This is a genomic window from Mammaliicoccus lentus, from assembly GCF_947036595.1.
GTDB classification, from domain to species: domain Bacteria; phylum Bacillota; class Bacilli; order Staphylococcales; family Staphylococcaceae; genus Mammaliicoccus; species Mammaliicoccus lentus.
Map to the genome: position 1 here is coordinate 134380 of NZ_OX344834.1, position 20563 is coordinate 154942.

General features: G+C 29.4%; 20 protein-coding genes. 18 read left to right on the forward strand and 2 right to left on the reverse strand.

Translation table 11 applies throughout. The features are described 5' to 3' along the window. The first annotated feature begins 63 nt into the window (after positions 1–63). Positions 64–249 carry a Rossmann-fold NAD(P)-binding domain-containing protein gene (locus ACNMOQ_RS00595; protein WP_416350083.1) on the forward strand — a complete coding sequence of 62 codons (186 nt, stop codon included), beginning with the start codon at positions 64–66 and terminating at the stop codon, positions 247–249. A gap of 53 nt (positions 250–302) precedes the next feature. On the opposite strand, the gene ACNMOQ_RS00600 is transcribed toward ACNMOQ_RS00595, so the two are convergent. Continuing rightward, positions 303–872, reverse strand: a complete 570-nt coding sequence (locus ACNMOQ_RS00600) for a helix-turn-helix domain-containing protein (protein ID WP_257504325.1) — start codon at positions 870–872, stop codon at positions 303–305. Between the two features lie 147 nt (positions 873–1019). Between ACNMOQ_RS00600 and ACNMOQ_RS00605 the strand changes: the two genes are divergently transcribed. Further along, entirely contained in the window at positions 1020–2489 is a 1470-nt protein-coding gene (locus tag ACNMOQ_RS00605) for an L-lactate permease (RefSeq protein WP_257504326.1), read from the forward strand. A 124-nt stretch (positions 2490–2613) separates the two neighbouring features. Here ACNMOQ_RS00605 and ACNMOQ_RS00610 read toward each other — a convergent pair whose 3' ends face one another. Next, positions 2614–3531, reverse strand: a complete 918-nt coding sequence (locus tag ACNMOQ_RS00610; protein ID WP_416350084.1) for a DMT family transporter — start codon at positions 3529–3531, stop codon at positions 2614–2616. A gap of 212 nt (positions 3532–3743) precedes the next feature. Between ACNMOQ_RS00610 and ACNMOQ_RS00615 the strand changes: the two genes are divergently transcribed. The 16 genes from ACNMOQ_RS00615 (at position 3744) to pdxA (ending at position 20513) form a co-directional block, all read left to right on the forward strand. Continuing rightward, positions 3744–4628: a 5'-nucleotidase, lipoprotein e(P4) family gene (locus ACNMOQ_RS00615; protein ID WP_017000413.1), complete on the forward strand. Its 885-nt coding sequence runs from the start codon at positions 3744–3746 to the stop codon at positions 4626–4628. Between the two features lie 308 nt (positions 4629–4936). Further along, a complete protein-coding gene (locus ACNMOQ_RS00620; RefSeq protein ID WP_416350085.1) occupies positions 4937–6292 on the forward strand; it encodes a GntT/GntP/DsdX family permease in 1356 nt (451 codons plus the stop codon). Between the two features lie 230 nt (positions 6293–6522). Then, the gene (locus tag ACNMOQ_RS00625; protein ID WP_194200323.1) at positions 6523–6978 is read left to right on the forward strand and encodes a MarR family winged helix-turn-helix transcriptional regulator; all 456 of its coding nucleotides are present in this window, start codon (positions 6523–6525) and stop codon (positions 6976–6978) included. Between the two features lie 123 nt (positions 6979–7101). Next, entirely contained in the window at positions 7102–8514 is a 1413-nt protein-coding gene (locus tag ACNMOQ_RS00630; RefSeq protein ID WP_416350086.1) for a DHA2 family efflux MFS transporter permease subunit, read from the forward strand. Between the two features lie 172 nt (positions 8515–8686). Then, complete coding sequence (locus tag ACNMOQ_RS00635) at positions 8687–9283, forward strand: histidine phosphatase family protein (protein WP_416350087.1); 597 nt, start codon at positions 8687–8689, stop codon at positions 9281–9283. 12 nt (positions 9284–9295) lie between these two features. Beyond that, positions 9296–9961 (forward strand): class II aldolase/adducin family protein, encoded by a 666-nt coding sequence (locus ACNMOQ_RS00640; RefSeq protein WP_416350088.1) that lies wholly within the window; start codon positions 9296–9298, stop codon positions 9959–9961. A 7-nt stretch (positions 9962–9968) separates the two neighbouring features. After that, entirely contained in the window at positions 9969–11345 is a 1377-nt protein-coding gene (locus ACNMOQ_RS00645) for an FGGY-family carbohydrate kinase (RefSeq protein ID WP_416350089.1), read from the forward strand. 13 nt (positions 11346–11358) lie between these two features. Continuing rightward, positions 11359–11820, forward strand: coding sequence for a PTS sugar transporter subunit IIA (locus ACNMOQ_RS00650; RefSeq protein ID WP_416350090.1), 462 nt, complete (start codon positions 11359–11361; stop codon positions 11818–11820). Positions 11821–11822: 2 nt separating this feature from the next. Continuing rightward, positions 11823–12098 (forward strand): PTS sugar transporter subunit IIB, encoded by a 276-nt coding sequence (locus ACNMOQ_RS00655; protein WP_416350091.1) that lies wholly within the window; start codon positions 11823–11825, stop codon positions 12096–12098. Positions 12099–12128: 30 nt separating this feature from the next. Continuing rightward, positions 12129–13478 (forward strand): PTS galactitol transporter subunit IIC, encoded by a 1350-nt coding sequence (locus tag ACNMOQ_RS00660; RefSeq protein WP_416350092.1) that lies wholly within the window; start codon positions 12129–12131, stop codon positions 13476–13478. Positions 13479–13655: 177 nt separating this feature from the next. Further along, positions 13656–14441: a rhamnulose-1-phosphate aldolase gene (rhaD, locus tag ACNMOQ_RS00665; protein ID WP_416350093.1), complete on the forward strand. Its 786-nt coding sequence runs from the start codon at positions 13656–13658 to the stop codon at positions 14439–14441. A gap of 29 nt (positions 14442–14470) precedes the next feature. Beyond that, a complete protein-coding gene (locus tag ACNMOQ_RS00670; protein ID WP_416350094.1) occupies positions 14471–15229 on the forward strand; it encodes a DeoR/GlpR family DNA-binding transcription regulator in 759 nt (252 codons plus the stop codon). Between the two features lie 185 nt (positions 15230–15414). Then, the gene (locus ACNMOQ_RS00675; RefSeq protein ID WP_416350095.1) at positions 15415–17103 is read left to right on the forward strand and encodes a PrpR N-terminal domain-containing protein; all 1689 of its coding nucleotides are present in this window, start codon (positions 15415–15417) and stop codon (positions 17101–17103) included. 133 nt (positions 17104–17236) lie between these two features. Next, complete coding sequence (locus ACNMOQ_RS00680; protein ID WP_416350096.1) at positions 17237–18214, forward strand: 2-keto-3-deoxygluconate permease; 978 nt, start codon at positions 17237–17239, stop codon at positions 18212–18214. 20 nt (positions 18215–18234) lie between these two features. Next, entirely contained in the window at positions 18235–19521 is a 1287-nt protein-coding gene (locus ACNMOQ_RS00685; protein ID WP_119489467.1) for a four-carbon acid sugar kinase family protein, read from the forward strand. Continuing rightward, entirely contained in the window at positions 19518–20513 is a 996-nt protein-coding gene (gene pdxA, locus ACNMOQ_RS00690) for a 4-hydroxythreonine-4-phosphate dehydrogenase PdxA (RefSeq protein ID WP_416350097.1), read from the forward strand. The genes ACNMOQ_RS00685 and pdxA overlap by 4 nt, the downstream gene beginning before the upstream one ends. The last annotated feature ends 50 nt before the right edge of the window (positions 20514–20563 follow it).

Here is a 20563-nt window from a genome sequence, read left to right on the forward strand (position 1 = left end):
ATTAATAACTTTTTTAACACAAGATTCTATTGTAAAGGAATCTGTTATAATAAAAATAAGTTTTTGTTTAAATTAATATTAAGCGATTACTCTAAATTTAAAACATTAACAGATAATGAATTCGAAGGTATGAGAGATAAAATTATATTTGATACTAAAAATATCGTTAAAAATGATTTCAATAATACTCAATATTATAATTACGGTAATTTATATACTTTTAGTAATCGAATAAATGTAAAACAATAAAAAGAAAGAGCGTATCCGTAAGTGGATACGCTTTTTTTAATTATAGTTTAAGATTATGTTCTGTTTGATTTATGTGAATCTATAACTAAGATATATTCACATTTTTCATCATGGTTATTAATAAAACGATGACTTTTGTGTGCTTCAAAATAAAAGGAATCTCCTTTTAATAATTTATATTTTTGTACCTCACTATTATTATCTTTTAATTCAACATCAACTTCTCCTTTTAGTATGTATATATATTCATTGGTTCCTAGTGTATGAGCTGGAAAATAACCTGTTTCTTTATGTGCAGGTAGTTTGTTGATTATTAATTCAATGTTAGAACCAATGTTTGGTGATAATAAAACTCGTTCAAATCCGCTATCTGGGTCAACATATTTAAGATGTTTATTAGATTCTATTTTTATAGTTTGATCATTTCGTTTCTCTCCCAATAGTTCTGAGATAGTAGTATCTAAAGCTTCTGCTATTTGAGCGGCTACTTTTATAGTAGGTTGTTTCTCATTTCTTTCGATTTTAGACAGCATTGCTCTACTTACTGTTGATTTTTCAGATAGAACATCTAAAGAATAACCTTTACTTATTCTTCTTTTCTTAACATTTTCAAAAAATTCCATAGTATCTCCTCTTTTTTCTTCTTTGGTAGAAATTTTTCTTGTTTTTATACACTAATTATATTATATTTATGTTAATTCTACTATAGTAGAAATTCAATTACAATTTTCTCGTTTGTTAAAATGACATATTGAATAGTAGGTGGAAATATGGATTTATTGATAGCTCTTATTCCATTGATAATGATATTTATTTGTTTATTTATATTTAAATTATCAGCTTTATATTCTGGGTTAATAGCATTTTTGTTTACTTCGGCTTTGGTATTAGTAGGTGTAAATTTTGAACTTTCGCTTTCTGAATTACTGGATTCAATAATCGCAGGAATATTAATTTCTTCTATAGCTGCCTATGTAATATTTTTTGGTATATTACTGTTTCATTTAATGAATGAAACTAAAAATATAGATCTAATTTCCCAGAAAATAAAATTACTGACAAATGATAAAGCTTTAAAAGTTATAATTTTAGTCGTCGGCATATCTCCACTTATTGAATCAACAAGTGGATTTGGTACTTCTTTTTTAATTATTACACCTATTTTAATATCTTTGGGAATTGAAAATTATAAAGCTACTTTTATTGGGATTCTAAGTCTAATAGCTGTCCCGTGGGGAGCGTTAGCAACAGGTACTGTTATTGGTACAGAACTGGTTGGTTTAGGTTTAAAGAAAGTAGGATTTATAACAGCGCTATTAACAATTCCAACTATCATATATTTTTTAGCATTATGTATATTTATATTGGGTGGCAAAAAAGCAGTTAATCAAAATAAATATAAGATTTTATTATATTCTGTAACATTTACTTTAACTAATATTATATTCAACTATTTCATAAGTGTAGAATTATCAGGTGTTTTTAGTTCATTAATTACTCTTTTAATTGGAATAATATACATAAAATCAAAAAGTACGAAGATTATTGATTATAAGTCTCTTTTAAATTTGCTAAGCCCGTATATATTACTCACACTATTAGTTTTTATAACAAGGACGATTCCAATTATAGATGACTTTCTTAAAAATAATTTTGTTCTAATTTCAACTAAATTTAATTATCAATTACCTTTACTCTATTCACCTGGATTTTGGTTGATTATAGCTTGTATATATACTATTTTTAAATTTAAAATATCTAAAAACCTAATACAAATATCTTTCAAAAAAACTATTAAACAATGGAGATTATTTGTTGTATCTACTACCCTTTTTATAGCACTATCTCAAATTATGGATTCGGCGGGAATGATTAAAGTGATATCCAATAATTTAGGAGACACTTTTGATAACTGTTTCATTGTGGTGTCAGCATTTATTGGTAGTTTAGGAGGGTTTTTAACAGGGAGCAATACCGGCGCCAATGCAATGTTTATGAAATTACAAATTCAAATTGCTAACCAAGTAAATATATCTTCAAACTTAATTGCTGGACTTCAAAATGCAAGTGCATCAAATGCTACAATGATTACACCATCAAGAATTATGCTAGCCTCTGAGCTATATAATATAAGAGAGAAAGAAAATAAGCTATTAATAGATTTAATCAAAGTAATACTAGTATCAATTATACTATTGATACTAGTAGCTCATTTAGTTAATAATTTGTTTAACATATAAATTTGAGTTATGTATGAAAGTGTTAATATCTTAAGGAACAATAATGTTGTGTTACGTGAGTCAACGTTGAAGTTAATTCAATAAGTAAAGGGCTAAGACATTTATTTTTGTCTTAGCCCTTATTTCATATTACTTTATTTTTTGAGTTTTTTCGTCTTATTTTTAAGTTTAAATTACCTATGATTGCTGCTGAGGTGATAACTAATAATATACCTATAATTTGCCATATATTTAATACATCACCTAAGAAAATTACGCCAGATAGTATAGCTATAATTGGTTCCATCGTTGATAAAATGGATGCTGTGCATGCTTCTAGGTTTTTTAGACCAGATGTATATAATAGGTATACTAGAACAGTAGCGATTAGTGACAATGCTATTGACGGAGTTAGTACTTCTATTTTAGTAAATTGATTGGCTTTTGTTGTGATATCACTAAAGATAAGCATGAAAATAGCAGTATATAAGAAATTATAAGTTGTGATTGTTAATGCTGAATATTTACGTGTGATAGGTTTGCTGAAAATAGTGTACAGTGCGAAACAAAACCCTGATAACAGTCCAAGTATGAGTACACTTATAGAAACTTCTATATCACCATTTGGTAAAAATCCAACAACGAAGCTACAACCAAAGACAGCTATGATTAATGCTAATATCTTTTTAATAGTAAATGCTTCTTTGAAAAATATTCTACTTAAAATCGTGACAAAAATTGGCCCTGTATATAGCAGTGTTACCGCTAAAGAAAGTGTTGATTGAGAAAAAACTTCAAAGTAAAAATAATTAAACAACGCTGTGCTTAAAATACCTGCACATGCAAAGTTAATATGATCTTTTAAATTTGTTTTTAAGAGATGAGGATATCGTATCAACATAAAAATAAACAAAAACACAAATGTGAATACACCTCGAATAGCCACGACTTCCCATGCAGTAAACCCTTCTTTGTATAAAGGATTAACAAATAATCCAATAGTTCCCCATAAACCCGCGCCACACATTGTCATGATATATGTTTGTAAATTCGTGCGCTTCACAACATAACCCCCAATCAAAGATATTAAATACAGTATAAAGGTTTCAGTGTAAAAAAACTTCTTTATATTTAAGTTCTTTAAAAAATTAAATAATCATTCATGTTAAATAACTGAAAATTATATAATTCACAATATTGTAACTATTCACATTTCGTTTAATTTGTTATATCATTTAAATTGTATTGGAAATTAAATTTTAAAGGAGTGAGCACATGAATAAGTTTTCGAAATATGTTGTAACGGCTTTATTAACGGGAGCTTTCACAGTTTCAGCACCACTCTCTACATACTCACCTGTAGCGAATGCAAGCGGATCAGGTGCACCAACGATGGAACAGGAGAAACAGCAGCAACAAACCGATCTTGGTTCTGAGAATATCATGGCTGTTTCATGGTATCAAAATTCAGTAGAAGCTAAAGCTCTATATTTACAGGGGTACAATAGTGCTAAAGTGCAACTGGATAAAGAAATTAAGAAGAATGATGGGAAAGAAAAACTTGCTATCGCACTTGATTTAGATGAAACAGTTTTAGATAATTCGCCTTATCAAGGATATGCGACATTAAACAACAAAGAGCATCCAGAAGGTTGGCATGAATGGATAGAAGCAGCAAAAGCAAAACCAGTATACGGTGCTAAATCTTTCTTAGAATATGCAGATAAAAAAGGTGTAGACATTTACTACATAACTGACAGAGATGAAGATAAAGACTTCGAAGCAACTAAAAGAAACTTAAAAGAACAAGGTATTCCACAAGCAACTGATGATCATATCATGTTAAAAGGCAAAGATGATAAGAGTAAAGAACCACGTAGAAAACAAGTGGAAAAAGATCATAAACTTGTGATGTTATTTGGAGATAACATTTTAGACTTCGGTGACCCTGAAAAACCAACTGCTAAAGAACGTGAAAAATTCATTCAAGAACATAAAGATGATTTCGGTAAGAAATACATTATATTCCCAAATCCTATGTATGGAAGCTTTGAAGCAACATTGTATAACAACAACTATGATATTAGCGACGAAGAAAAAGATCAGCTAAGAAAACAATCAATTAAACAATTTAACCCATCAACAGGTGAAGTTGAATAAAATTTAAGCAAAGTAAATGGATTATATACAGTTGAACAAGCTAAAAATTATTAAATTTTTATTTTAAGGGAGTGGGACAGAAATCTCATTTTAATAAATAGATTTCGTAGTTCCACCCCGGCAAGGATGACTAGGGTTGGAAAAAGCTTGATATAAGCGCATTTTCAATCCAGTCAGCTACTGCCATTATAATAAAAGAGGCTGAGACATGTATTTATGTCCCAGCCTCTTATTTCTATATAAAAATAAACAATAAAAGATGGGAGAATCATTTATAAAAAGAGATAGCATAAATGAGGAGGGGTAAAATGAATGGTGATTTATGGTTGATATTAATCACAATACTAGGTATAGGATTATTACTATATTTAGTAATGGTCTCAAAAATGCAGGCGTTTGTTGCTCTTTTAATTTCTAGTATTCTTATTGGACTAGCTTCAGGTATGAACTTGAACAAAATTGTAGAAACTGTTGAAGAAGGAATGGGAGGAACATTAGGTTTTATAGCTGTAGTAGTTGGCCTCGGCGCTATGTTCGGAGAAGTATTAAAAGTCTCTGGTGGTGCAGAAAGGTTAGCTTTAACGATGGTTAATAAATTTGGAGAAAATAAAGCACAATGGGCACTAGGTATAACAGGTTTCATTGTTTCCATTCCGGTATTTTTAGATGTGGCATTAGTGATATTAATTCCTATCGTCTATAGTTTAGCCCAGAAAGCTAAAAAGCCAATTTTATTCTATGGTATCCCTTTATTAGCTGGGTTGGCAGTTACACATGCATTCGTACCTCCAACGCCTGGTCCTATAACGGTAGCAAAAATGCTAGGAGTAGATTTGGGGTGGGTTATTCTATTTGGTATTATAGCCGGTATTCCTGCTATGATTTTAGCGGGGCCTATTTTTGGAACATTTATAAGTAAAAAAGTACACTTAGATATGCCAGACATCGCTAAATTACATGGAGAAGTAAAAGATATAAAATCAGAAAAAGACTTACCTAGCTTTGCTTTAGTAGTAAGTCTAATCTTAATTCCGCTAATACTAATACTCATTAACACTGTGTCGGGGGTAGTCTTACCGGGCGGTCTTGCTAAGGATATTCTAACGTTTATTGGACATCCATTTATCGCTTTAATTATTACAGTACTTTTAACATTTTGGTTATTAGGAACTAGAAGAGGTTACACTAAAAGCGATATTCAGGAGATTGCAACTAAAGCTTTAGAACCAGCCGGTATTATCATTTTAATTACTGGTGCAGGTGGAGTGTTCAAACAAACGTTAATAGACAGTGGCGTAGGTAAGGTGATGGGTGAGTTTATGGCACAATCTAACTTACCAATCGTAATGGTCGCATTTCTAATAGCGTTATTTGTTCGTGTAGCACAAGGTTCAGCAACAGTCGCAATGGTTACAGGAGCAGGATTAGTATCACCTATCATAGCCGATATGTCAGTGTCACAACCAGTATTAGGATTAATTACAATTTCTATCGCAGCAGGATCTACAGCCGTTTCACACGTGAATGACTCAGGGTTCTGGTTAGTAAATAGATTCTTCGGAATGACAGAAAAACAAACCCTTAAAACATGGACAGTTATGGAAACAATTGTAGGTTTCGTAGGATTTGCTGTTGTAATGATTTTAAGTTTGTTTATTAAATAATCAAGTTGTTAATTAAAGCTACTAGTTTATTTGAGACTAGTAGTTTTTTGTGATTTGGATAGTAAATTTCTTAACCAATTCTAATAATTATGCTGCATGATAAAATAATTACATAGAGCATCCACGAATAATAATTTAAGAATTACTATTGTAAGTGATAAACTATATAATAAGGGATTATTGCGTACGGTACTAATCTTATTTTGGTGATAATATAAGGAGTTTATATTATGAATAAAGTAAAAGAATTAAATTATCTAATGCGACGTGTACAAGATAGAATAATATGGCTCAATAAGCCAAAAATGGAAAAAGAATTAGAAGGATACACACCGTCAGAAGTGCATTGTATAGAGGCTATTAAAAACATTCAAGACCCTAACGTGAAAAAGATATCAGATGAAATGTTTATGACGCGTGGTGCTATTAGCAAATTAACTAAAAAGTTAATTAAGAAAAATGCTGTTGAAAGTTATAGAAAATCAGAAAATAAAAAAGAAATCTATTTTCGTTTAATTGAAGAAGGTGAACGTGTTTATCAACGTCATTTAAAATTACATCAAGTTTTTCTTGATAGAGACAAACCGTTTTTCGATAATATATCAGATGAAGAATTTAAAGTATTAAATAACTTTTTTGAAAAATACAGCGATTATTTAGATCAAGAAATAAAAAAAGAAAAGTAAAATGTATATTTGGGATAGGCATATGTGATGCTTATCCCTATTTTATTGAAATATTTTTGTTGACTAGGAAACAATAAGTTCATATAATGTTTCTTAGGAAACAAAAAAGAGAGGTAAATAATAATGTCAGCAAAACAATTAGATAAAATTCCAAAAAGTACTATGTTGGCTGCATGGGCTATAGCTTTAGGCGCTATTGCTCCTATGTTAGATTCAACAATGATTAATATAGCAATTGATGACTTAACGCAATATTTTGATGTTTCATTGAATATGATTCAGTGGGGAGTTACAGGATATATTTTAGCTATGGCAATTGCAGTCCCATTTTCAGGTTGGCTTATGGATCAATTTAATAGCAAGATAGTATATATTTCTTCAGTAGCATTATTTGGAGTAATATCAGTCTTAACAGGATTGAGTGAAAGCATATCTTTATTTATCTTATTTAGAGTATTACAAGGGTTTAGTGCAGGTATTATATCAACACTCATGTCAACGCTACTAGTAAAAACAGCCGGTCACGATAAATTAGGACGTGTTATGGCCATCGTGAGTATACCTATGATTTTAGGACCGATACTTGGACCAGTTATTGGAGGATTTATTATTCATTTCTCTTCATGGAAATGGATATTTTATATTAATATTTTTGTTACAGTTCTCATCGTTCCGCTTATGATTAAGAAATTACCTTCATTTATGCCATTTAACAAAGAGAAAAAATTAGATTGGTTTGGTATTTCAAACTTATCTTTAATAAGCTTTACAATCATATACGGTATTACTAAAGCAACTGAAAATACTACGTTTATAAATAAAGAAACCATTATTTCGTTAGTCGTAGGCGGACTGTTTATAATCATCTATCTTATTTACAATCGAATGAAGAATTATCAAACAGTATTACCGACAAACCTATTTAAATATAGAAATTTTGCAACGTCTAGTAGTGGATTATTCTTAGCAAATATTGCAATCATGGGTCCAATGATTATATTGCCTTTATTTTTTCAGCAATTTAAGAATTTTAATACGATAGAAGCTGCCACTGCATTAATGCCACAAGGTATAGGTATGTTAATAGCAAGACCTATGATAGGAAAATTAACAGATCAATATGGCGCAAAAAAAGTTATTTTTATTAGTTTAATAGTATCTCTACTCGCATCAATACCATTAGTATTTGTAACAAGTCAAACGACTATACTAACTATGAGTATTATCCTATTTATGAGAGGTGTAAGTGTTGGAGGTATACTATTGCCACTTACTACAAACACGTATGTTGGACTTAAAGACTCACAATTACCACAAGCTGGTATCACAATAAATATTGTTGAAAATATTGGAGCAAGTTTTGGATCAGCAATTATAGCTACAGTAGTTGCTACGATGACAAGAAGCACCTTCGTATCACCAAATAACGCCGTATTAGCTTATCAAATAGGCTTTTTAATACCAGTTATAATACTTGTACTGTTATTCATATGTTGGATTTATTTACCTTCGAAGGAGGAAGGTGAAACTCGTTAATAAAACATAAAAAAAGAGAAAAATAATTTTAAAACGCTTAAATCAGATAAAAAGATTTAAGCGTTTTAATGTTTTAAATAAAAATATGAACTTGTATTGACTTATCAGAATTTTCGGTATATTATCATATTAATAATAAAATGATAATCAAATGAAAGTGATGTGATAATTATTGACTACTTTTTATTTTATACGCCATGGCGAAACAGAGTGGAATGCTAAAGGCGATATGTATTGTGGATTAACAAATATTAGCTTATCTGATTACGGTAAGGAGCAGGTAATTAAAAATAAGTACTTATTAAATGGAATTGAATATACAAGAGCGATATCCTCCCCTTTATTAAGAGCCAAACAAACAGCTGAATTAATGTCAGGAAACACAAATTTTGAAACAGATAAACGTGTTATTGAAGTTGATTTTGGACAATGGGAAGGATTAACTAAACCAGAAGTTTGGAAGCGTTTTCCTGATAATTGGAAAAAGTGGGTCAATTTAAAGGAAGACAAAGATATTAGGATTGGTAACACAGGCGAGACATATAAAGAAATAAAAAATAGAGCTTTAGATTTTATTTTTGATTTTTCGGATAATAAAGAAGAAAATATCTTAGTTTTTTCACACAATACATTTATAAGACTTTTACTTGTATCTTTATTAGAAATACCGAATTGCTATTATCGTAGAATAAAAATTGATAATGCGTCTATTACAAAGATAGACATCAATGGTGGAAATATAAGAATTGATTATATCAATAAATATTAATGGGGTGACAGAATGAATATTTCAGAAAACTTACATAACTATCTTAGCTATTTAGGTAAAAAAATTATTAATCAAAAATTAGCAGCAGGTCCAGGAGGAAATATAAGTGCAATTGAAAACGGTGTAATGTGGATTTCACCTAGTGGTGTTAATTTAGATGAAATAAAAAAAGATGAATGGGTTCCAATAGATAAAGTAGAAGGAACTTTACTAAATAAATCGTTAAAGCCTTCTTCAGAAGTTGAAATGCACAGGTTAATGTATTTAAAAGATAATTCTATAAATTTTATTGTTCATACACATCCTATATATATCTTAGCTTTATTAAGTTCTGGATATAAAGATATACCATTTTTATTCCCAGATCATGTTGCTATAACTGGAAATTTACCATGTGTAAAATATATAAAACCTTGCTCTTTAGAATTGGCTCAAGAAGTTGAAAATTGTCAAATTATTGGTGGAACAGGTCTATTGCTAGAAAATCATGGGTTAATAACTGTTGGCTCAACTGCAAAGGAAGCTATGACTAGAACATTAATAGCTGAAGCAGCAGCTGAAGTATATGTACATGCTAAATCAGTTGGTTCTCCAAGAATATTAACAAATGAAGAAATTGCAGATATTTTAAATTTGGATGCTGAGAAATATAGACAACAACTATTAAAAGGAGGTTGATTTGTCTTTGGATAAATTATTAGGCATCGATATTGGAACACAAGGTGCAAGATTACTTCTAACAGATAGTAAGGGAGTAGTTATTAGAGAAATAAATAAAGATTTTGATTTTGAAAATGGAAGGATAGAGCAAGATCCTAATATTTGGTGGAAATCAACATTGTCTTGTTTAAAAGAAATAAGGGAAGATTGCATAGGTTTAAAATCAATTTCAGTGACCTCTACTTCAGGTACTATCATACCTTTAGGAAATGATAATAATCCTTTGCACGATGCTTTGATGTATTCCGACACAAGATCATCGGTTGAATCAAAAGAAATAGAAGAGATATTAGGTGTTAATGTTAAACCTTCTTATTCATTATCTAAAATGCTCTGGTTTAAAAAGAATTACCCGCAAAAATATAGAGAAGTTAGAAAATGGGTACATGCAACTGATTTCATTATCGGTAAACTAACAGGGATATATTCTATTACAGATTATACAAATGCTTTAAAATCTGGCTTTGATGTTAGTGAATTAAAGTGGATTAATATAAATAAAATTGGTTTAGATGTAAATCATTTACCCAAAGTTGTCGCTCCAGGCTCTTTAGTATCGAATATAAGTACTGAATTGTCCGAGTTGTTACGTTTAGATAAAAATATTCAAATTGTAGCTGGATTAACAGACGGTTGTGCCTCTCAATTTGCGAGTGGTGCTTGTGAGATTGGGCAATGGAGTTCGACTATAGGAACCACTTTAGTTTTAAAAGGAGTTTCAGAAAAACTTATACAAAACGAAGTATTTTATTCTCATAAACATCCAGATGGTTATTATCTACCCGGAGGAGCATCGAATATGGGAGATGACTGGATAAGTAAATGGTATACGAAAGATGAACTAATGAATTTAAACAAATATGCTAATCAAGAATATCCTTCAGAAAAATTTATTTATCCTCTTTTAATAAAAGGAGAAAGATTTCCGTTCCAATGTGAAGAAGCAAACTTAATAGACGATAAGTACTTAAATGATAAACAAAGATATTTAGCTGGACTTGAAGCAGTGGGCTATATTGAAAAAATGGCTTTCGATAGTATCGAAAAAATTACAGAATCTGATATTGAACAAGTTTTTGTAGCTGGGGGTGGTACAAAAAGTGAAGCATGGTTGCAGATAAGAAGTTCTATTTTAAACAAACAATTAATAGTGACAGAAAATCCTAATGCTGCATTTGGAGCCGTATTAATAGCCGCTTCACAAACCTTATATAATAGCTTATCCGAAGCTAAAAATAATATGATTCATATAAATAAAATTATTAAACCTGATGACTCAAACACTCAATATAAAAAACTTTTTAAAAAATATAAAGAGTGGTTAAGGTTAAATTTGAATTGAAGGATGTGATTAATTGAGTTTACTTACTAAAGATTTAATTTATTTAGATTATGAATTTGAAAGTCAGACAAGTTTTTTTGATTGGTTCTCAAAAGAAATGTACCAAAAAGGCTATGTTAAACAAACATTTAATAAGAGTATTAAAGAGAGAGAAAAACAATACCCAACAGGATTAATTACTCAAACTTGTCAATTGGCTATTCCTCATACCGATCCTAATCATATTAATAAGCCTTTTATATCACTTATTAGATTGAAAAAGCCAATATCATTTACACATATGGGGATGGGAGTAGAACAAAGTCAGGCTCAATTATTGTTTGTTTTAGGCGTAATGAAAGATGGAGGACAAGTAGAGGTACTTTCAAGATTAATGAATTTATTTATGCAAGAAAATGAAATGAAATTAATAATTAATGAAAATCAAAAAAACAAAATTGAAAAAGTCGTAAACGGCTTTATTGGAGGAGAATAATTATGGCAAAAGTAATCGTAGCGTGTGGATCAGGTGTAGCAACTTCGCAAACAGTAGCTTCAAAAGTTGATAAATTATTAAAAGAAAGAAAAGTTTCAGCAGAAGTAGAAGCGGTAGATATAAAGTCTATTAATACGTTTATAAAGTCAGCAGATGTTTATGTAGCTATAACAAAACCAAAAGAAAAGTACGATATACCAGTAATTGACGGTATTGCATTTTTAACTGGAATGGGTCAAGAAGAAGAATTACAGAAAATAATTGATGCAATTAGCTGATAACTTAGTCCGTGTAAAGGGGTTGTGAATATGGAAATATTAAAGATGGTGGTTAATTATGTTTTAGATTTAGGAGCAGCAGTTTTTGTTCCTTTAATTATGCTTTTTATTGGAATAGTTGTAAGGATGAAATTTAAAGATGCACTTTCATCCGCCATTACATTAGGTGTAGCTTTTACAGGGATGATGCTAGTAGTTGAATTTATGCTTGATGCAATTAGTCCGGCAGCAAAAGAATTAGCAAAACTTACAGGTATAACTTTAACTGCTATTGATGGTGGCTGGACAGGAATGGCTAGTATTTCATGGGCTTGGCCGTACGCATTTTTAATGTTTCCACTAACTGTTGGGATAAATATTATAATGCTAGTATTAAATTTAACAAAAACTTTAAATGTTGATATGTGGAATGTGTGGAATAAAATATTCACTGCAGTAATGGTTTCAGCAATATCAGGTAGCATGATTATGGGGTTTGTAGTCGCTGGTATCCAAGTTGTGCTTGAGCTGAAAGTCGGTGATGCATGGGGGGACCACATAAATAGACTAACTGGAATTCCTGGAATTACTGTTCCACATTTTATTACATTATTAGCAGTCATTTTGTATCCTTTAAATAGACTAATGGATTTTGTTCCATTTTTAAATAAAAGAATGGATGCAGATGCATTAAAGGAAAAGATTGGTGTCTTTGCCGAAAATCATATAATGGGAGGGATTATAGGGTTATTACTAGGTTTTGCAGCAGGGTATGGTGTTTCTGGATCTTTAGGTTTAGCAATAAAAGCTGCAGCAGCAATGACATTATTTCCTATGGTTTCTAAATTATTTATGCAGGCGTTATCACCAATTTCAGATGCAGTATCTGAATTTATGAGAAAAAAATTCAGTGGTCGAGAAGTTTTTATTGGTCTAGACTGGCCAGTTTTAGCTGGTAGAAATGAATTATGGGTAACGGCTATTATTTTAATTCCTATTTCAATTCTATTTGCAATTACTTTACCGGGTAATAAAGTATTACCTTTCGCAGGTATTATTAATATATCCTTCTTTGTAGCTGCTTTCTTAATTACAGGAGGTAATTTGCTAAGAATGATTATAATGGGTATTATTACAACTCCAATATTCTTATATGCAGCTACTTTCTTTGCACCATATATCACAGACCTAGCTAATTCTACTGGTGTAGTTAAAGTGAAAGAAGGTACGCAATTAACTTGGTCTACCTTTGAAGGTCCAGACTTTAGATATATATTCGGTTTAGCAGCAAACGGAAATATTATATTTATTTTATTAGCAATTATATGGTTAGCTGCATTTTACTGGATGTATAAAGGTATGGTCAAAAAAGCCAAACTATATACTGATCAAGAGGTATGATAAATATGAAAACTTTTAATAAATTATTATTACTCTTAGCAGCAGTCTTACTTCTTTATAGCTTTATTACAAATCAAGTGGTTATTAGCTTATTTTGCCTAATCATAGGTTTATATCTTTACTATTTTAAATATGAAGATATTTTTGGAAAAAGTAATAGAAAGGAGCAAAATAAAAATGAATGTTCTAAATGAAATTGGCAATATTACTTTTCAAATGTGGGAAAAAGGATGGGATGAATATAATGCTGGCAATGTAAGTTATTTACTTGATGACGAAGAAATAAAAGAATTTAATATTACTTCCACAGGGCGTTACATTGAATTTGAAGATATTCCGAAAAATTTAAAAAATAGATATGTAGCTATAACAGCATCAGGTAGTCATTTTAGGGTAATTAGAGATAATTTGAAACAGTTTACCGGTATTATACGAGTGGTTGATGATTTAAGTAAAGTTGAAATAGTTTATGGCTTCGAAAACTTTAATAAACCCACAAGTGAGCTTTATACTCACTTGTTAGGACACTCGAAAAGAATTGAAGTAGATTCAAATCATAAAATCATTATGCATAATCATGCTACAGAAATTGTTGCAATGACTGTTAAACATGAACTTGATGAACAAAAGTTTACGAAAACTTTATGGAAATTATGTACAGAATGTATCATTTTATTTCCAGAAGGTGTTGGTTTAATTCCTTGGATGGTATGTGGAAATCGAAAAATAGGTGAAAAGTCTGCTGAAAAATTATTAAATCATAAAGTGGTAATTTGGCCACAACACGGTATTTTTTCAGCAGGTACATCCTTTAGTGATGGATTTGGATTGATTGAAACAGTAAATAAAGCAGCTAAGATCTATTTACTAGCAAATGGTGATTTAAATAATACTTTAAGTGATAATGATTTATTAGAATTAAAAAAAGATTTCAATTTAACAATAAGAGAGGGTATCATATAAGTGTATATATTGTTAAAGGAAGTGGTTTTATGTCATTTTGGGATAGAAGGAATAAAATTATTGAATTTGTAAATGAACAAGGTCGTATTACGGTTGAAGAACTTGTAAAAAAGTTTGATGTCTCAGGACCTACTATACGTAATGACTTAAGAGCACTTGAAGAAGAAAATAAAATACAAAGAGTTCATGGTGGAGCAATTCAAAAAAATAGAAATCAGTATGAATATCCCTATGTAGATAGAAAAAAAGTTAATAGAAAAGAAAAAAATCAAATTGGAGAATTGGCAACAAAATATATTCAAGAAAATGATACGATTTTTTTAGATGCTGGAACTTCTATTAGTGCTATGATTCAATATTTACCAATTAATTTCCATTATAATTTAGTAACTTGTGCATTACATACAGCCATAGAAGCTAGTCAATTAAATAACGCACATGTGCATATAGTTGGAGGGACGATAAGAAGTGCACTACAAGAAGTTGTAGGACCTAAAGCAGTATCAGAAATAAAAAACTACCACTTCCAAACTGCATATATCAGTATTAGCGGAATTGATAAGAGTTATATTAGTGAAAATCATGTTTTTTCAGCCGATATAAAAAAAGAAGTTATTGCAAACAGTGAAAAAGTAATAGTACTGGCTGATAGTTCAAAAGAAGGTAAAATCCATCTAGAAAAAGTTAGTGATTGGAAAGATATAGATATACTTATTACTGATAGAGGAATAACAGATGAATTTGTAAATGATGTAGAAAAATATGGTACAAAAGTTATAAAAAATTAAAAGCTGATCTCATTTTGAGGTTAGCTTTTAATTTTTTTTACTAATATCATTAATCTTATAATACTTTTTAAAAAAATATGTAAAGTGGATGTATTTAGTTAACTAATTTAAATACTGTATTAGTATCATAATGTTATAATTTGAAATAGTTCATTATTTTAATTATTACACAAGGGGAATCTTATATGATTAAAGTACTTTTTATAGCTCCTTATAAGGGCATGGCTGAAACTCTAAAAGATTTATTACCAATAGAAAATTTTAATATTGATATTATTGTTGCAAACTTAGAAAACGCTGTAGACACTTCAATTAAGTATGAAAAAAATTATGATTTCATTATTACTAGAGGTGGGACTGCGAAATTAGTAAAAGAAGTTGTAAACATTCCAGTGATTGAAATAGATATAAATAGTTATGATATTGCAAGAGTATTAAGTTTAACTAAGAATATAGATGACGATATAGCTCTAATAGGTTATGAAAACTTTACTAGAGGAGCAAATATGATTTCTGATATATTAAAATATGATGTTGAAATATACCAAATTCAAAAGACAGATGATTTAAAAGGTATATTAGGAAAATTAAAGGAGAGAAATATATCAACTGTAATAGGAGATGTAATAACTGTTGATAAAGCTCGACATTATGGTATTAGAGGTATTTTATTAACTTCTGGGGAAGAAGCTATATTAAAGTCTTTAAGTGAAGGCGAAAGGTTTCTTAATTTATATAGCGAATTATTAAATATAAATAATTTACATGATGAAATGTTTAAGGCTTTAGATACTAAATATATCATCTTAAAACGAAATTCTCTTGAAGTTGTAAATACTAATTTAAATAATAACGATGATTTAATAATGAATTTACAAAACACACTTAAAAGTTCCAATGAAAATAAAAATGGTATTATAAGATTAAATTTTCAAAATCATATTTATGAATTAAAACAGCAATCTATTTTAAATAAAGAGTATCTATCTTACACAATACAAAAGATAGCTACTCTCAAAGAATTATCAAAGCTAGATGATTTAAATGAAGCCCATAAATTTGTCGGATCTAGCGATTGGGCTGAAAAAATTTTTAGAAATAAAAATGAATATGCAAATTTACAACAGCTTCTTATTTATGGTGAAAAATATACTAGTAAGAGAAATCTAGCTATTTACTTAGTCAAAAATAAAAAAAGTAATAACAATTTGTATGAATTAGATTTTTCCAAGGTAAATTTTAATAATTTAGATTTACTGATGTGGAAATTATCAACAATAAATACAGCTACTATTTTATTTATTAATATAGAAAAAGAGTCACACTTAAATTTATTAAAAGAATTAAAAAAATCAATAAATGATAGTTGTGATTTGATTATAAATGTTCATTCACCAATTGAAATATCTATGAATAAAATAGAAAGTTTTGATGTTCCTAAAATATTTGTTCCAAAGTTGGCGAATCGAGTTAATGATTTAAAACCTAATATTGACATCATTTTAACAGATTTACATATAAATTATGGTACTAAAATTATAGGAGTAAGCAATAGTGCATTGGATATATTAAAAACTCTCCCTTGGGAAGATAATTTAAAAGAATTAAAAAATAAAATATATCAGCTAACTAAAATATCACCTAGTAATTATATTAATGAAAGTGATGTACAAAGAGCCGTGAAAAAATGGAAAGCAGATACATTTGATAATATTTACGAATTAATCTCTTCAAGAGCTACATTAGAAGAAATAGAAGAAGAAATCATATTAAAAGTTTATGAATTAGAAAATTATAACAAAACCAAAACAGCTGAACGTTTAAATATAACGAGAACAACTTTATGGAAAAAGTTAAAAAAACTAGAAAAATAGAATTATTTGTTTAAAAAATGAACAGTTTTGAAATTGTTCATTTTTATTTTGTTATAAATGTTTAAAAATTAACCAAATAATACTATCATGAACTAGAAAACGTTTTCAAAATCTTTTTTCGTGGAGGTTTTGTATGAAAATTAAACAAAGTTTAGAAAAGTTTCCTGGAGGAATGATGATTGTTCCACTTCTTTTAGGAGCAGTAATCAATACTCTTTTTCCGGAAATTTTAAGAATTGGAAATTTTACAGAAGCATTATTTGTTGATGGATCGAGTACTTTAATAGCTTTATTCTTATTATTTACTGGAGCACAAATTAATTTTAAAAATGTAGGATTAAGTTTAAAAAAAGGCGCCACTTTATTAATAGTTAAATGGCTTGTTGGCATTTTAATAGGTTTGTTAGCGATAATGATTAGTGGTGTTAATGGACTATTCCTTGGCATGGTTCCAGTAGCAATAATAGCAGCTTTAACAAATAGTAATGGCGGACTATATGTTGCTATGGTAGGTCAATATGGTAATAAAACAGATAGAGCTGCATACTCTTTATTAGCTCTTAATGATGGACCATTTTTAATTATGGTAGCTTTAGCAATATTTGGTACAATCGGTTTTGTCGAAGGTGTGTTTTCACCCGTTTCCTTTATATCAGTACTATTACCAATTATTATTGGTATGATATTAGGGAATTTAGACAATGAATTAAGAGAATTCTTTGAGAGATCTAGTGCAGTACTAATACCATTTTTTGCTTTTTCATTAGGAATGGGTATAGATTTTAAAAGTATTATAGATGGTGGATTATCAGGAATAATATTAGGTGTGATAACAGTATTTATAACAGGCACAACTGGTTATTTAGTATTCAGATGGTTTAAGTGGAATCCTATAGCTGGAGCTGCTGAGGGTTCTACTGCAGGTAATGCAGTTGCCACACCAGCAGCAATAGCCACAGCTTCTCCTGCATTTTCTGCTAATGTTCATTTAGCAACAGTACAGGTCGCAGCAGCAGTGGTTGTAAGCGCAATTTTATTACCATTATATATTGGATTTTTAGTGAAATTATTAAATAAAAAAGGTTATAAAGTGCCTGGAGATTTTAAATAGTTAGCGAGAGGTGTATATATTTGGAATATAGAGTTAGTGTTATAGCTGATGATTTAACAGGAGCAAATGACTGTGGCATTAAGCTAGCTCAAAATGGTTTTGAAACTAAAGTTATATTGAATGAAGGAAATGCTGATATAACTGATAACTCTAGTTATGTTTTTAATAGTAATTCTAGGGCAATGAATAAAAATAAATCTTATGAAATAAATAAAAAAATTGCACAAAAAATTAAAAATAATGATTTTGATTTAATATATAAAAAAATTGATTCTACGCTTAGAGGGCATATAATTTCTGAGATTGAGGCAGTAAATGAAGTTTTAAACTTTGATTTAATAATAATAGCGCCGGCTTTTCCGGAAATGAATAGAACTACAAAGAATGGCAAGCATTTTGTACACAAACAACTGATTGCTGATACTGGTTTTAAAAATGATCCGATATTTCCTATATATGACTCTGAGATAAAAACATTATTAAATGCCAATCACAACATAGAAGTCAATAATTTATATTTAGAGAATATACGCGATGAAAAAGCATTTGATGATAGAATCGGTTATATAAAACAAAATACAATAAAATATATTATAAGTGATATAGAGGAAGAAAATGATTTCAAATTATTAATTAATAATATTAAGAAAAACTTTAAAAAAGTATTGTGGGTTGGTTCAGCAGGATTAATAAAACATTTAACTCCTGAAAAAAGTGAATTAAATCATAATCATTCAAGCCCAAATTCATCGCAAACAATTACTATCAGTAGCAGTATGTCTGATATTTCTATTTCCCAAATAAAACAGGCAACTAATAATAGCGTTGAAACAATTGGTTTAGGTATTAATGTCTATGAGTTAGTAAAAAGATATAATGAAAATTACTATTTAGATTATGTGAACATTGGAATTAATCACTTAAAAAAATATAAGCATCTTATTATTTATGCAGAAAATGATGAAATTTCTAATCAAGATTTAAATGATTATATAGAAAACCATAATATTTCTAGTGATGATGTAAGCAAAATTATTGTAAAGTCAGTGACAAATATTTTTATAGAAATTTTTAAAAATATAAAATGTGATTCAATAATTTTAATCGGTGGAGATACAGCTAATGAAGTTTTAACTCAACTTAAAATAAATTCATTAAAATTATTAGGCGAAATAGAAGAAGGAGTACCTTATAGTTCTACAAATTCTTATAATGGTAAGATTAACATAGTTACTAAAGCTGGAGCATTTGGAAATCAAAATACGATTTTAAATACTATAAATTATTTAGAAGGAGAGATAATATGAAAAAACCAATTATTGGTATAACAATGGGCGACCCCTCAGGAGTTGGACCTGAAATTATTGTTAAAAGTTTAAATAATGAAGAACTTTATAATAGGTCACATCCTATTGTTATTGGTGATAGTAAAAGGGTGTTAGAAGTTATAAAAATTCTAAATTTAAATTTAGAAGTGAAAAGTATCAGTGAGAATGATGACTTTGAGACTACAAAATTTGGTGAAATCAAATGTCTAGATTTAAATTTACTCCCAGATAATATAGAATTTGGTCAAATTAATCTAACATCAGGAGATGCTGCTTTTAAGTATTTATCAAAAGCGATAAATTTAGCGAATTCTAAGAGGTTAGATGCAATTTGTACCGCACCATTAAATAAAGAAGCAATGCAAAAAGCTGGGCATTTATATCCTGGTCATACAGAAATATTAGCTGATTTAACTAACACGGATAATTATGCAATGATGTTATCTTCACCAAAATTGAAAGTTATACATGTTACTACTCATGTTGGTCTGATTGAAGCTATTAATCAAATAAAACCTGAAAGAGTTTTTGATGTAATAAAAATGGCGGATGTAACTTTAAAAAATAGCGGTATTGAAAATCCTAAAATTGGAGTGTGTGGCATTAATCCACATGCAGGTGAAAATGGATTGTTCGGAAATGGTGAAGAAGAAGAAAAAATTAACCCAGCAATAAAACAAGCAAAAGATTTAAATATCAATGTTGAGGGGCCCTTGCCAGCTGACACATTATTCTTTAGAGCACAAAGAGGCGATTTTGATATTGTAATAGCAATGTATCATGATCAAGGACATGGACCTATTAAAGTTTTAGGTTTAGAAGCGGGTGTGAACATTACAGTAGGATTACCTATAATTAGAACGAGTGTAGATCATGGTACTGCATTTGATATTGCTGGTAAAGGTATAGTTGATGAGAGAAGTATGAATGAAGCATTGAACCAAGCGATTTTATTAGCACCAGTAAAATAAATATTATATTGTAGTAAACTATTGGCTGAAAAATTTTATAATATTAAAAA